Annotated in this window: 10 protein-coding genes; 7 read left to right on the top strand and 3 right to left on the bottom strand. The window is 69.7% G+C overall.

Features of this window, described 5'->3' with window-relative positions; all coding sequences use genetic code 11:
• The first annotated feature begins 187 nt into the window (after positions 1 to 187).
• A complete protein-coding gene (ilvD, locus tag MCHT01_RS23495; RefSeq protein ID WP_067069542.1) occupies positions 188 to 2,044 on the top strand; it encodes a dihydroxy-acid dehydratase in 1,857 nt (618 codons plus the stop codon).
• Between the two features lie 59 nt (positions 2,045 to 2,103).
• On the opposite strand, the gene purB is transcribed toward ilvD, so the two are convergent.
• A complete protein-coding gene (purB, locus tag MCHT01_RS23490; protein ID WP_067069540.1) occupies positions 2,104 to 3,471 on the bottom strand; it encodes an adenylosuccinate lyase in 1,368 nt (455 codons plus the stop codon).
• A 117-nt stretch (positions 3,472 to 3,588) separates the two neighbouring features.
• On the opposite strand from purB, the gene MCHT01_RS23485 reads away from it, so the two are divergent.
• On the top strand, positions 3,589 to 6,450 hold the full coding sequence (locus MCHT01_RS23485; RefSeq protein WP_084453280.1) for a polysaccharide deacetylase family protein: 2,862 nt from the start codon (positions 3,589 to 3,591) through the stop codon (positions 6,448 to 6,450).
• A 142-nt stretch (positions 6,451 to 6,592) separates the two neighbouring features.
• Positions 6,593 to 7,054, top strand: coding sequence for a GNAT family N-acetyltransferase (locus MCHT01_RS23480; protein WP_067069537.1), 462 nt, complete (start codon positions 6,593 to 6,595; stop codon positions 7,052 to 7,054).
• 24 nt (positions 7,055 to 7,078) lie between these two features.
• Here the strand turns inward: MCHT01_RS23480 and MCHT01_RS23475 are convergent, their stop codons facing one another.
• Entirely contained in the window at positions 7,079 to 7,753 is a 675-nt protein-coding gene (locus MCHT01_RS23475; RefSeq protein WP_067069534.1) for a glutathione S-transferase family protein, read from the bottom strand.
• Positions 7,754 to 7,964: 211 nt separating this feature from the next.
• Here MCHT01_RS23475 and MCHT01_RS23470 point away from each other — a divergent pair, with 211 nt between their 5' ends.
• The 4 genes from MCHT01_RS23470 to metW all read left to right on the top strand — a co-directional run bounded on the left by MCHT01_RS23470 (position 7,965) and on the right by metW (position 12,627).
• Positions 7,965 to 8,597: a glutathione S-transferase family protein gene (locus MCHT01_RS23470; RefSeq protein WP_067069531.1), complete on the top strand. Its 633-nt coding sequence runs from the start codon at positions 7,965 to 7,967 to the stop codon at positions 8,595 to 8,597.
• A 166-nt stretch (positions 8,598 to 8,763) separates the two neighbouring features.
• Positions 8,764 to 10,629, top strand: a complete 1,866-nt coding sequence (sppA, locus tag MCHT01_RS23465) for a signal peptide peptidase SppA (protein WP_439956184.1) — start codon at positions 8,764 to 8,766, stop codon at positions 10,627 to 10,629.
• Between the two features lie 226 nt (positions 10,630 to 10,855).
• Positions 10,856 to 12,046 carry a homoserine O-succinyltransferase MetX gene (metX, locus tag MCHT01_RS23460; RefSeq protein ID WP_067069525.1) on the top strand — a complete coding sequence of 397 codons (1,191 nt, stop codon included), beginning with the start codon at positions 10,856 to 10,858 and terminating at the stop codon, positions 12,044 to 12,046.
• Complete coding sequence (gene metW, locus MCHT01_RS23455; protein ID WP_067069522.1) at positions 12,043 to 12,627, top strand: methionine biosynthesis protein MetW; 585 nt, start codon at positions 12,043 to 12,045, stop codon at positions 12,625 to 12,627. Before metX ends, metW begins: the two co-directional genes overlap by 4 nt.
• Before the next feature lie 26 nt (positions 12,628 to 12,653).
• Here metW and MCHT01_RS23450 read toward each other — a convergent pair whose 3' ends face one another.
• Positions 12,654 to 13,709: a M14 family metallopeptidase gene (locus MCHT01_RS23450; RefSeq protein WP_084453278.1), complete on the bottom strand. Its 1,056-nt coding sequence runs from the start codon at positions 13,707 to 13,709 to the stop codon at positions 12,654 to 12,656.
• Positions 13,710 to 13,717: the final 8 nt, after the last annotated feature.

The raw sequence follows: 13,717 nt of genomic DNA, 5'->3' as shown, positions 1-13,717 counted from the left end.
GCATCGCCCTTTTTTCATTGCGAAGGCCCGGCGCCCCACGGGCGAAGGGGCCTGGGGAATAATCGGCGTCTGTCCGCCCGCAGCGCCGCTCAAGAGGTTGTACGCGAGGGCTTGAGAAGGGGCCTCTACTCCCAGGCCCGACGACATCACCGCAACGCCCCTTCCCTTCGATCAGTCCGAGATCAAGATGCCCGCATACCGTTCCAAGACCTCCACCTCCGGCCGCAACATGGCGGGCGCGCGCTCCCTGTGGCGCGCCACCGGCATGAAGGACGACGACTTCTCTAAGCCCATCATCGCGGTGGTGAACTCGTTCACGCAGTTCGTGCCCGGCCACGTCCACCTCAAGGACCTGGGCCAGCTGGTGGCGCGCGAGATCGAGGCCGCCGGCGGCGTCGCCAAGGAATTCAACACCATCGCCGTCGACGACGGCATCGCGATGGGCCATGACGGCATGCTGTATTCGCTGCCCAGCCGCGACATCATCGCGGACTCGGTCGAGTACATGGTCAACGCGCACTGCGCCGACGCGATGGTGTGCATCTCCAACTGCGACAAGATCACCCCGGGGATGCTGATGGCCGCGATGCGGCTCAACATCCCGGTGGTCTTCGTCTCGGGCGGCCCGATGGAGGCCGGCAAGACGCGCCTGGCCAACCCGGTGACGCAGAAGATCGAGATCAAGAAGCTGGACCTGATCGACGCCATGGTCGCCGCGGCCGATCCGAAGTATTCGGACGCGGACGTCGCCGAGATCGAGCGCTCCGCCTGTCCGACCTGCGGGTCGTGCTCGGGCATGTTCACCGCCAATTCGATGAACTGCCTGACCGAGGCGCTGGGCCTTTCGCTGCCTGGCAACGGCACGGTGGTGGCGACGCACGCCGACCGCGAGCAGCTGTTCAAGCGCGCGGGTCATCTGATCGTCGATCTGGCCCGCCGCTACTACGAGCAGGACGAGGCGACCCTGCTGCCGCGCGCCGTCGGCTTCAAGGCCTTCGAGAACGCGATGACGCTGGACATCGCGATGGGCGGCTCGACCAACACCATCCTGCACCTGCTGGCGATCGCGCAGGAAGCGGAGATCGACTTCACGATGGAGGACATCGACCGCCTGTCGCGCATCGTGCCGCAGCTGTGCAAGGTCGCGCCCAACACGAACAAGTACCACATCGAGGACGTGCACCGCGCCGGCGGCATCATGGCCATCCTGGGCGAGCTGGACCGCGCCGGGAAGCTGCACACGGATGTGCCGACGGTGCACGCGCCCTCGCTGAAGGCGGCGCTGGACCAGTGGGACATCGTGCGCACGCAGGACGAGGCGGTGCGCCAGTTCTACATGGCCGGCCCGGCCGGCATCCCGACGCAGGTCGCGTTCAGCCAGAACACGCGCTGGCCCTCGCTGGACCTGGATCGCGCCGAGGGCTGCATCCGGTCGTATGACCACGCGTTCTCCAAGGAAGGCGGCCTGGCCGTGCTGACGGGCAACATCGCGCGCAACGGCTGCGTGGTGAAGACCGCGGGCGTGGACGACAGCATCCTGGTGTTCGAGGGCAACGCCCACGTGACCGAGTCGCAGGACGAGGCGGTCGAGAACATCCTGGCCGACAAGGTCAAGGCCGGCGACGTGGTGGTGGTGCGCTACGAAGGCCCGAAGGGCGGCCCGGGCATGCAGGAGATGCTGTACCCGACCAGCTACATCAAGTCCAAGGGCCTGGGGAAGGCCTGCGCGCTGCTGACGGACGGCCGGTTCTCCGGCGGCACGTCGGGGCTGTCGATCGGGCATTGCTCGCCGGAAGCGGCGGCCGGTGGCGCGATCGGGCTGGTGCGCAACGGGGATCGGATCCGCATCGACATCCCGAATCGGACCATCGACGTGCTGGTGTCGGATGAGGAACTGGCGCGTCGTCGCGCGGAGCAGGACGCGAAGGGCTGGAAGCCTGAGCAGCCGCGGCCGCGCAAGGTGTCGGCGGCGCTGAAGGCCTACGCGAAGCTGGTGATGTCGGCGGACAAGGGCGCGATCCGCGATCTGTCGTTGCTGGACTGAAGTCAGCAAGCTCTCTTGCTCCCTCTCCCGCTTGCGGGAGAGGGCGGGGGTGAGGGTCTTCAGATCCGCTTCGCCAGTTCCTCGGCCTTGCCCGTGTAGTTGCCCGGCGTCATCGCCAGCAACCGCTGCTTCTCCGCCTCCGGCAACTCCAGCCCCTGGATGAACTGCTGAATCGATTCCCGCGTGATCGTCTTGCCGCGGGTCAGCTCCTTCAGCCGCTCATACGGGTTGGGCAGCGCATAGCGGCGCATCACCGTCTGGATCGGCTCGGCCAGCACTTCCCACGACGAATCCAGATCCGCGTCCAGCGCCTCCTGGTTGAGCTCGAGCTTGTCCAGCCCCTTGCTCAGCGAGTCGTAGCCCAGCAGCGCATAGCCCAGCGCCACGCCCATGTTGCGCAGCACCGTCGAGTCGGTCAGGTCACGCTGCCAGCGCGAGATGGGGAGCTTCTGGCTCAGGTGCGTCAGCACCGCGTTGGCCAGGCCGAAGTTGCCTTCCGCGTTCTCGAAGTCGATCGGGTTGACCTTGTGCGGCATCGTCGACGAGCCGATCTCGCCGGCCTTCGTCTTCTGCTTGAAGTAGCCCAGCGACACATAGCCCCACACGTCGCGCGACCAGTCCACCAGGATGGTGTTGGCGCGGGTGACGGCGTCGAACAGCTCGGCCATGTAGTCGTGCGGCTCGATCTGGATCGTGTACGGGTTGAACGTCAGGCCCAGCTGCTGCTCGATGACCGATTGGCTGAAGGCTTCCCAGTCCTGCTCGGGATAGGCCGACAGGTGGGCGTTGTAGTTGCCGACCGCGCCGTTCATCTTGGCCAGCAGCTTCACGTCCGCGATCACCGTGCGCGCGCGGCGCAGGCGGGCCACGACGTTGGCGATTTCCTTGCCCACCGTGGTCGGGCTGGCCGTCTGGCCGTGCGTGCGGCTCAGCATCGGATTCGCGGCCATGGTCTTGGCCATGTCGCTCAGCTTGGCGATGACGCGGTCCAGCGCGGGCAGGATGACCTCGTCCCGCGCGGCCTTGAGCATCAGGCCGTGGCTGGTGTTGTTGATGTCCTCGCTGGTGCAGGCGAAGTGCACGAACTCGCCGGCCTTCTCCAGTTCCGGCTTGCCCGCGAACTGCTTCTTGATCCAGTACTCGACCGCCTTGACGTCGTGGTTGGTGGTCTTCTCGATGTCCTTGATCGCCTGCGCGTCGGCTTCGGAGAAGTGGGCCACCAGGGCGCGCAGGAACTCGCGCGAGGCGGCCGGCAGCGGCTGCAGCTCGGCCAGGCCGGCGTCGGACAGGGCGATGAACCACTCGATCTCGACCTGCACGCGGCGGTGCATCAGGCCGAATTCCGACAGCAGCGGGCGCAGCGCGGCCATGCGCGACGCATAGCGGCCATCCAGGGGCGACAGGGCGGAGAGAGCGGAGAGGTTCATGGCGCGCTGCGGCCAGGGATCCGGCCGGGACTGGGGTGGGACAAACCCGGGGATTCTACAGAGAGGGTCACAATAGCCCCCGCTTTGAAGTTGCCAGAGGGAAGGCTGAGGGAAGGCATGAAGGACAAGAACCATCGCCGCGCGACCGGACGCATCACCATCCGCGCCGCCGCGACGAGCACCGCCGCCGCCTTGGCGGTGCTGACGCTGCTGGCCGGCTGCAAGCCCGCCGCCGAGACGCCGCAAGCGCTGGCGCCGCTGCAAGCCGCCTCCGCCAGCCCCACGGTCAGCGCGACGCTGCGCCAGCAGAGCGACGAGGTGCTGGCCCGCTACCGCCAGATGATCGTGCTGATGGACGGCGAGGCGGCCCTCAAGCCGGCCGAGCGCGACGCCGTGCACGCCGTCGGCCTGATGCTCTTCCACGACATGCAGGAGAGCATCAACGCGCTGGGCGGCACCGCCTCGGGCATCGCCCGGAGCACCGATCCGGCCGGCATCGCCGCGATCTCCGAGCTGCTGGACCGCATCGAGGGCGAGCCCTCCTGGTTCGACGCCGACCGCCTGGCGTTCAAGGAATTCCTGAGCCAGCTGTCGCAGCAGTTCTCGACCTCCCAGAGCCTGGCCGGGCTGAAGCTGGCCAAGCGCGCCGGCGAGGACCTGACCGTGCTGGCCGACATCGAGCAGACCTACGAGCAGGAGCTGCGCGACACCTTCGGCCGCTTCGCGCAGCGGGGCATCGTGCCCAAGCGGGAGAAGTGGTCCGACTACGTGGCCAAGCTCAAGGCCCTGTACGGCCGCGATCGCATCCTCAAGGACTACGCGACCATCCTCCCCGACCTGCAGGCCCGCCCCACGGTGACCGAGATCACCGTGCCCGCCGAGGCCGCCGCCTCCGGCGCGACGCGCGGCCCGAGCAAGGAGGAGCGCGAGTTCTTCGGCCGCCAGCTGCCGCCCAAGACCGTGCTGCTGACCTTCGACGACGGCCCGCATCCGCGCTACACCGACGAGATCCTGGAGATCCTCAAGCGCTACCAGGCGCCGGCCGTGTTCTTCGAGCTGGGCCGCAACCTGGGCACGGTGGACGCCAAGGGCAACATCAAGCCGGGTCCCGGCACGCAGGTGGCGCAGCGCGTGCTGGCCGCCGGCCATCCGATCGCGAACCACAGCTTCAGCCACGGCGTGATGTCCAAGTTCGAGCTGGACAGGGTCAAGCAGGAGGCCTCGTCGACCGAGGCGCTGCTGGACGCCGCCGGTCGCAGCGGCCAGGCGCTGTTCCGCTTTCCCTACGGCGCGCGCAACGACGCGGCGCTGAGCACCATCGAGGCGCTCAAGCTGCGCTCGATGATGTGGAACGTGGACTCGCTGGACTGGTCCGACCCGATTCCCAAGTCCATCGCGGCGCGGGTGCTGGGCGAGCTCGGCAAGCAGCAGCGCGGCATCGTGCTCTTCCACGACATCCACGCCCGCACCGTCGAGGCGCTGCCGCTGGTGCTGGACCAGCTCAAGGCCGAGGGCTACAAGTTCGCGGCCTGGAAGGACGGCAAGATCGTCCCGGTCGAGCCGCCCGCGGCCGACGCGGCCGCGCCCGATCTGGCCGGCGCCAACCTCTATCGCGAGAGCTACGCGCTGGTGATCGGCATCGACCAGTACAAGAGCTGGCCGCGCCTGCAGCACGCCGTGCGCGACGCCCGCGCCATCCAGGACACGCTGCAGACGCAGTTCGGCTTCAAGCCGGAGAACGTCACCGCGCTGACCGACGGCGAGGCCACGCGCGCCAACATCCTGCGCGCGCTCAACGCGATGACGCGCAAGGGCACCGACGGCAAGCTCAAGCGCGACGACCGCGTCTTCGTCTTCTTCGCCGGTCACGGCAGCACGCGCAAGCTGCCCAGCGGCCGCGACGTGGGCTACATCATTCCGGTCGACGCCGGCACCGACGATCTGCAGACCGACGCGATCGCGATGCCGCAGCTGCAGGAGCTGGGCGAGGCGCTGCCCGCCAAGCATGCGTTCTTCGTGATCGACGCCTGTTACTCGGGCCTGGGCCTGACGCGCGGCGGCGCGCCGGGCGGCAACAACTTCGTGCGCGACAACGCGCGTCGACTGGGCCGCCAGATGATGACGGCCGGCGGCGCCGACCAGCAGGTCGCGGACGACGGTCCGGGCGGCCATTCGGTGTTCACGTGGACGCTGCTGCAGGCGCTGTCGGGCAAGGCCGACCTGAACGGGGACGGCCTGATCACCGCGACCGAGCTGGCCGCCTACGTCGCGCCGGCGGTCTCCGCGATCGCGCACCAGACGCCGGCCTTCGGCAGCCTGCCGGGCAGCGAGGGCGGCGAGTTCATCTTCGAACTGGCCTCCGCGCAGGAGCAGGCCCTGAGCGGCGACAGCAACCAGCTCGACGCCAAGGCCAGCGCGCTGGCCAAGCAGGCCGACGCCGCGCGCGACGCGCAGCTGCAGCCGGTGGCGAGCGCCTCCGCGCCCGCCGGTGCCGCGCCCGCGAGCGCCACGGCGGTGCAGGTCACGCTGAAGAACCTGGACGGCACCGACACGGCGATCGCGACGAGCGCCGCGCCCGCGGCCGTGCCGGCGCGTGTCGCCGCGCAGCGCGCCAACGACCGGGGCCTGCAGCTCTACAAGGAGCGCCGCTACGACGAGGCCGAGGCCGCGTTCACCGAGGCGCTGAAGCTGCAGCCCAAGTTCGCGCTCGCGGCCAACAACCTGGGCTTCATCTACTACAAGCGCGACAAGCCGGTCGAGGCCGCGCGCTGGTACCGCAAGGCCATCGAGATGGACGGCAGCCGCGCGCTGGCGCACCTGAACCTGGGCGACGCGCTGCTGCGCGCCGGCGAGGACGCGCAGGCGCAGGCGGCGTACCGGACCTTCATCGAGCTCTCGCCCAAGCACCCGCGCGCACCGGAGCTGAAGGCCTGGGTGGAGCATCCGGACACGGCGAAGAAGCCGGAGCCGGCGCGCTGATCGGCACCGGGCGGGTTGTCCCTGATGCCGGTGTCAAGCGCTTGCTGCTTAATCCGGCCTTTCCCGCTCGGTTGACGTTTGGTTACCGCTCTCTGAGATGTTGTCCCTGGCTTCCGATGGCGCCGCACCGCGCCTTGTCCGCGTGCATCAGATCGACCCGCTCGCCTGGGCGCCCTTGCTGGCCGCCAGCGAGGCGGAAGGCTGGCGGATGCTGCGCCGGTTGATGGACGAGTGGCGCAGCGGCGCCAACCGCTACGAGCAGCCGGGCGAATCGCTCTGGGCCTGGTTCGACGACCACGGCCAGGTGGTCGCGGTGGGCGGCCTCAACCGCGAGCCCGCCCCGGGCCGCGCGGGCACCGGCCGCATGCGCCGCTTCTACGTGCATCCGTCCTGGCGGGGTCATGGCCTCGCGCGGCGGCTCGTGAACGCGGTGCTGGCGAGCGCCCAAGGGCACTTCAGCCGCCTGCACGTGAATTGCGAGAGCGCCGCGTCCGCGGAGTTCTGGACCCACTGCGGCTTCGCGCCCATCGCGGCCGGCGAACCCGCCGAGCGTCCCGCCCGCTACACCCACGCGCGCCTGCTGCCGCAGTACCAGGCCGCCTGAGCGCGGGGACGCCTCGCCGGGGGCTCAGGTCGGCGGCCAATGCGCCGCGTGCACGTCCGCGACCTGCGGCAGCGCCTCGATGCGCTGGAGCAGCGCCAGGAACTCGGGCCGCTGCGCCTGCAGGTGCTGCCGCGTGCCTGACCACTTCGAGACGATGCCCGCCATCACGTCGAGCGCGCCTGGCTGCGCTCCGCACAGCCAGGGCCGCGCCGGGAACATGTCGGCGAACAGCGCCCAATGCCGATGCAGCCGCGCGCGGCCGCCCTGCCGCACCGCCTCGTGCTGGGCAGGGTCCCCGCTGGTCGTGTAGCGCTCGGGATAGTCCGTGATGCTGATGCAGCTGTAGCAGTTCGCCGCGATGTAGACGAGGCCGCGCAGGATCTGGTCACGCGCCCGCTCGTCCGCGCCCAGCAGCCTCGCGTCGGGGAAGCGCAGCCCCAGATGCATGAGGATCGCGGCGCTCTCGCTAAGCACCTCGCCCTCGGGCGTGCGCAGCGTGGGGATCTGCATCAGCGGATTCACCGCGCGCAGCTCGTCGCGCGCGGACTGTTCCTCCCATGACGATGCATGCACCGTGCGGTACGGCTGGCCGCACCAGCGCAGCGCGATCTCCGCGATCGCGGAGCCGGAGCCCCGCGTGCCATACAGCACGTAGCCCGCGGCGGTTCCGGCGTGGGGCGGATGGGGCGAGGTCGTCATGAGCGCTCCTGTTCGTGGGGATGATCGCAGGCCGGATCGAGGCGGGGAATCCCGGTGGGCCGGACGCGAAGCGGGAAGTCCGGACGGCGGCAATCCCCGTTCCGAGGGCCCTCCCGAGCGTTGCATCCGTGACGCGGGCGGCAGAGGGCGACTCGTTAGAATCGCCGCTCAGAAACCCGAGGCCCTCGCTCTGTCCTCGTTCCGGATACGAATGAAACTCATCGGTTCCCTCACCAGCCCCTACGTCCGCAAGGTCCGCATCGTCATGGCGGAGAAGAAGCTCGACTACCAGTTCGAGCTGGAGGACGTCTGGGGCAGCGACAACATCCTCAAGATGAACCCGCTCGGCAAGGTGCCGTGCCTGGTGATGGAAGGCCAGGACTCGATCACCGGCGCGGTCTTCGACTCGCGGGTGATCGTCGAGTACGTGGACACGCTCTCCCCGGTGGGACGCCTGATCCCGGAGCGCGGCCGTGAACGCTGCGAGGTCCGCACCTGGGAGGCCCTGGCCGACGGCCTGATCGACGCCTGCGTCGCCGCGCGCCTGGAACGCACCTGGGCCGGACGCCAGGACGGCGAGCGCTCCGAGGCCTGGATCGACCGGCAGATGGCCAAGGTCCACGCCTCGCTGCAGGCGATGGGCCACGGCCTGGGCGAGAAGACCTGGTGCTCCGGCAACCACTTCACCCTGGCCGACGTGTCGCTGGGCTGCGCCCTGGGCTACGTGGACTTCCGCTTCCCCGACATCGACTGGCGCACCGCCTATCCCAACCTGGCGCGCCACTTCGACAAGCTCATGACCCGCGCGAGCTTCCAGGACACCCTGCCCCCCGCGAACGCGTGAGCGCCGGGGCGCCGCCCCTCCTCCGTTCGGCAGAGATCGAGGCCCTCTTCGGAGGGCTTCGTCGTTTCCGGCTGCGAAACCAGGGCGAACTGGGCTCACAATCGCCCGGTTCCGGCGCGAGGATCCGCGCCGGTCCCAAAGTTCCCCAAGGGAGGATTGGATGGGCGTGAAGCGAGCATTGGCGCCGATCGGGCGCTTCTTCGGCAAGCTGTGGTGGTTCGTCGACGGGACCCGTCGGGTGGTGTTGAACCTGCTGTTCCTGTTGATCGTGATCGCCCTGGTGTGGGCGGCGATCCATGGCGGCAAGCCGCTCAAGGAGAAGACCACGCTGGTCCTGGACATCCAGGGCGAGGTGGTGGAGCAGTTCGCCGGGTCCGCGCGCGACCAGGCGGTGGCGCAGCTCAAGGGCGAGAACCGCGCCCAGACGCGTCTGCGCGACATCCTGCGCGCGCTGGACGCCGCGGCCAAGGACGACAAGATCACGCAGGTGCTGCTGGACCTGGACCAGGTCGGCAACGCGACGCCCGCGTCGCTGCATGAGATCGAGGTCGCGATCCAGCGCTTCAAGCAGTCCAGGAAGCCCGTCATCGCCTACGCCAACGCGTACAGCCAGCGCGCCTACTACCTGGCCGCCCAGGCCGATCAGGTCTACGTCCATCCGATGGGCGAGGTCATGATCGAGGGCTACGGCCGCTACCGCAACTACTACAAGGACGCGCTGGACCGCGTGGGCATCACCGCGCACGTGCTGCGCGTGGGCACCTACAAGAACGCCGTCGAGCCCTACTTCGCCAACGAGCCCTCCAAGGCCACGATGGAGGCGGACAGCTACCTCTACGACGCGCTCTGGGCGACCTACCAGACCCAGGTCGAGGCCGCGCGCAAGCTGCCCAAGGGCTCGATCGCCAAGGCCATCGACGAGCTGCCGCAGCGGCTCGCCGCGGTCGGCGGCAACCCCGGCAAGTTCGTGCTGGCCGAGAAGCTGGTCGACGGCCTGAAGACGCAGGACGAGGTCGAGACGCTGCTCGAGAAGCAGGGCGCCAAGGACGAGAAGCACCTGCGCGCCATCCACCTGGGCGCCTACGTCGCGCAACTGCCCGCGCAGCTGCCCAAGCCGGAAGGCCAGATCGGCGTGATCGTGGCCGAGGGCGAGATCGTCGACGGCAACGCCGCGCCGGGCAAGATCGGCGGCGAGTCCATGTCGCGCCTGATCAAGCAGGCCCGCGAGGACGACAAGATCAAGGCCGTCGTGCTGCGCGTGAATTCGCCGGGCGGCAGCGCCTTCGCCTCGGAGCTGGTGCGCCGCGAGCTCGAGCTCACCCGCGCCGTCGGCAAGCCGGTCGTGGTCTCCATGGGCGGCGTGGCCGCGTCGGGCGGCTACTGGATCTCGATGGCCTCGGACGAAGTCATCGCCGATCCGTCGACGATCACCGGCTCCATCGGCGTGTTCGGCGTGCTGCCCACCGGCGAGAAGCTGATGGACAAGCTGTCCATCCACACCGGCGGCTACACGACGACCTGGCTGGCCAACGGCTACGACCCGCGTCGCGCGCTGGATCCGCGCCTGGCGCAGGTGGTGCAGTCCTCGATCGAGAACATCTACGCCGAGTTCACCGGCAAGGCCGCGCAGGCCCGCAAGAAGACGCCGCAGCAGATCGACGCCGTCGGCCAGGGCCGGGTGTGGACCGGCGCGCAGGCGCTGGAGCGCGGCCTGATCGACCGCAACGGCCTGCTGGCCGACGCGATCGCCAGCGCCGCCAAGCGCGCCAAGCTGAGCGACGACCCGACCGTGCGCTACGTCGAGCCCGAGCGCAGCACCGTCGACCGCCTGCTGAGCAGCGTGGGCGACGCGGCGGCCCCGTCGCTGCGCGGCATGGTGATGCACGCGCTGGGCGGCATCCCGTCGATTCCCGCGCCGCTGCGCGAGGCGCAGGCCGACATGACCTGGCTCTCCGAGCAGGCGCAGGCCGGCCCGGCGGGCACGCGCGCGCCGGTCAAGGCCATCGTGCACTGCCTGTGCACGGCCCCCTGACGACGGCCGCCACGCGCGGGCGCTGAACGCGCCCGTGGCGCCGCCGGACCTTCGGAATCCGGCGGCGTGGCTATACTCCGCGACTCATGGCGCCGATTTGTCCGGCTTGCGGGCGCCCAAGAAATGCAGCTAAAGAGGGACACCCGATCCACGGATCGAGACCCGGTGTTCCGCTTCAAGCAGCGGCGCCGGGTTTTGTTTTTTCTGGATGCGATCGAGGTGTTCCATGGGTTCTGTCGGTGAGGTCACACCGCAGCGGCTGCTGTTCGAGGAGCCGCTGACGCTGCGCAGCGGCGCCCGCATTGCCGGGTATGAGTTGATGGTCGAGACCTACGGCCGTCTGAACGAGGACAAGTCCAACGCGGTGCTGGTGTGCCACGCGCTCAACGCGAGCCACCACGTCGCCGGCACGCATGCCGGCGTCGAGAAGAGCGAGGGCTGGTGGGACAACCTGGTCGGCCCCGGCAAGCCCCTGGACACGGACCGCTTCTTCGTCATCGGCGTGAACAACCTGGGCTCGTGCTTCGGCTCGACCGGGCCGATGCATCAGAACCCCGAGACCGGCCGCGTCTACGGCTCGGACTTCCCGGTCGTCACCGTGCACGACTGGGTCGACGCGCAGGCCCGCGTGCTGGACCGCTTCGGCATCCGCCGCCTGGCGGCGGTGCTGGGGGGATCGCTGGGCGGGATGCAGGCGCTGGACTGGTCGCTGCGCTATCCCGAGCGCATGGGGCATTGCATCGCGGTGGCGACGGCGCCCAACCTGTCGGCGCAGAACATCGCCTTCAACGAGGTGGCGCGCCGCGCCATCATCACCGACCCCGAGTTCCACGACGGCTTCTTCTACGAGCACGGCGCCATCCCGCGCCGCGGCCTGCGGGTGGCGCGGATGATCGGCCACATCACGTATCTGAGCGACGACGTGATGGAGGAGAAATTCGGCCGCCAGATGCGCGCGACCGAGCTGGGCTATTCGACCTCGGACATCGAGTTCCAGATCGAGAGCTACCTGCGCTACCAGGGCGACAAGTTCAGCGAGTACTTCGACGCCAACACCTACCTGCTGATCACGCGGGCGCTGGACTACTTCGATCCGGCGCGCGATCACGGCGGCGATCTGAGCCGCACGTTCGCGAGCGCGCTGTGCAAGTTCCTGGTGGTGAGCTTCACGACGGACTGGCGCTTCTCGCCGGCGCGCTCGCGCGAGATCGTCAAGGCGCTGCTGGACAACAAGCGCGACGTCTCCTACGCGGAGATCGACGCGCCGCACGGCCACGACGCCTTCCTGCTGGAGGACCCGCGCTATCACGGCGTGCTGCGCGCCTACTTCGAGCGCATCGCCGCCGAGTTCGAGCGCCCCGCGGGCGCCGGAGCCGTCGCGCCGCAGTCCCATCGCCTGACGGGAGTGGCGGTATGAGCGACCTCAAGGTGATGGAGATGATCGCGGCGCTGGTGCCGGCGGGCTCGCGGGTGCTGGACCTGGGCTGCGGCAAGGGCGAGCTGCTGGCGCACCTGCAGTCGACCAAGGGCTGCACCGGCTACGGCGTGGAGCTGGACGACGCGAACGTGCTGGCCTGCGCGCAGCGCGGCGTCAACGTGATCCAGCTCAACCTGGAAGAGGGCCTGGCGATCTTCGAGGACCAGAGCTTCGACGTGGTGCTGCAGCTGGAGACGCTGCAGAACCTGCGCAACACCGAAGCGATGCTGCGCGAGACCGCGCGCGTGGGCCGCATGGGCGTGGTGAGCTTCCCCAACTTCGCGCACTGGCCGAACCGGCTGCAGGTCCTCGCCGGCCGCATGCCGGTGACGCGCGTGCTGCCCTACCAGTGGTACGACACGCCCAACATCCGCGTCGGCACCTACGCGGACTTCCAGGTCCTCGCGCGCAAGTGCGGGCTGCGGGTGCTGGACAGCTTCGGCGTGCAGGACGGCCGTCAGGTCCGCGTGATGCCGAACCTGATGTCCAGCATGGCGGTGTTCAAGTTCGATCGGGATTGAGCGCCTGAGCGGCGCGATCGCGCCGCTCAGTCCTCGTAGCGTCCCAGCCTCACCATCGTCTGTCCGGCGCGTCCCGCGCGGCGCGAGGGCATGATCAGCACGCAGTCGTCGTGCGGCGTGAGCCACTGGTGGCCGTCGTCCTCCGCGAGCGGCGTGCCGGCCCGGGGAACGATCAGGAGGTGATGCGTCGGCATCAGGAATCGGAAGCGCGGCGAGCGCGCGGTCACGCCCTCGCCGACGCGCACCAGCCGCTGCCGCGCCGGCGCCGCGACGCGCAGCCGCGAGGTCGCCCAGCCCGTTTCCACCATGCCCAGCTGCAGCAGGAAGCGCAGCGTCACGTCGATGGCCATGTCGGCGGAGGCGTGCTCCCAGTGCGCGCCGCATTCGACCAGCACCGCCTTGCGCGGGCTGTCCGGATCGGAGAAGCCGCCGCGGTCGATCAGCCGCAGCCCCGCCGCATGGCCGGTGTCGACCAGCAGGGTCTCGGGCTGGCCCAGCGCGCGCGCGAGCGGCACGCTCTTGTCGGTCATGCCGCAGATGGTGAGCGCCGGCGCCCCGGCCTCCTGCATCGAGTGCAGGTCCAGCAGCGCGTCCGCCGAATCGATGAAGGGCGCCAGCACCCGCGCGCGGCGCAGCTCGACCGAATCGCGCGGGCCGAGCAGCACCTCGTCGGCCCAGACGCGGTTCATGTCCTCGTCGACGCAGCGGGTGGCGAAAGGGGCGCGCGCGTCGAAGCGGCGGAAGGCCTCGATGTTGGCGAAGGCCAGGATCAGCCGGCCCCGCGTCGGCCGCACCTGCTCCGACAGCAGCCAGTCCAGCGCGATCGCCCCGCAGAGCTCGTTCCCGTGCGTCAGCGCCAGCACCATCGCCGTCGGTCCCGGGCGGCCGGAGTCGCGCACGTGGACGAAGGGGATGCCGCTGCCGCCGTCGCGCCAGCGCTCGATGTCGGGCGGCGCGAGCTGCAGCGCGGAGACCGGGAGTTCGGTGTCGACCGCCGGGGCGGTGTCGGTGGCGCCCGGAGCGGTGGCCCGGGCGGACGTCGGGGCGGCCCCGGAGTCGGGGGACGGCAGCGTGGCGGTCATGGCGGCCG

The organism is Mitsuaria chitosanitabida ATCC BAA-476 = NBRC 102408, from assembly GCF_001598255.1.
Taxonomy (GTDB): Bacteria; Pseudomonadota; Gammaproteobacteria; order Burkholderiales; family Burkholderiaceae_C; genus Roseateles; species Roseateles chitosanitabidus.
Note: the sequence above shows the minus strand (reverse complement) of the source record. Positions and strands in the feature narration are given on the sequence as shown.

Bases quoted from the DNA above. Each gene is read 5' to 3' on its own strand.
- ilvD (WP_067069542.1), top strand. From the start codon at position 188: ATGCCCGCATACCGTTCCAAGACCTCCACCTCCGGCCGCAACATGGCG.
- purB (WP_067069540.1), bottom strand. From the start codon at position 3,471: ATGAACCTCTCCGCTCTCTCCGCCCTGTCGCCCCTGGATGGCCGCTAT.
- MCHT01_RS23485 (WP_084453280.1), top strand. From the start codon at position 3,589: ATGAAGGACAAGAACCATCGCCGCGCGACCGGACGCATCACCATCCGC.
- MCHT01_RS23475 (WP_067069534.1), bottom strand. From the start codon at position 7,753: ATGACGACCTCGCCCCATCCGCCCCACGCCGGAACCGCCGCGGGCTAC.
- MCHT01_RS23470 (WP_067069531.1), top strand. From the start codon at position 7,965: ATGAAACTCATCGGTTCCCTCACCAGCCCCTACGTCCGCAAGGTCCGC.
- metX (WP_067069525.1), top strand. From the start codon at position 10,856: ATGGGTTCTGTCGGTGAGGTCACACCGCAGCGGCTGCTGTTCGAGGAG.
- metW (WP_067069522.1), top strand. From the start codon at position 12,043: ATGAGCGACCTCAAGGTGATGGAGATGATCGCGGCGCTGGTGCCGGCG.
- MCHT01_RS23450 (WP_084453278.1), bottom strand. From the start codon at position 13,709: ATGACCGCCACGCTGCCGTCCCCCGACTCCGGGGCCGCCCCGACGTCC.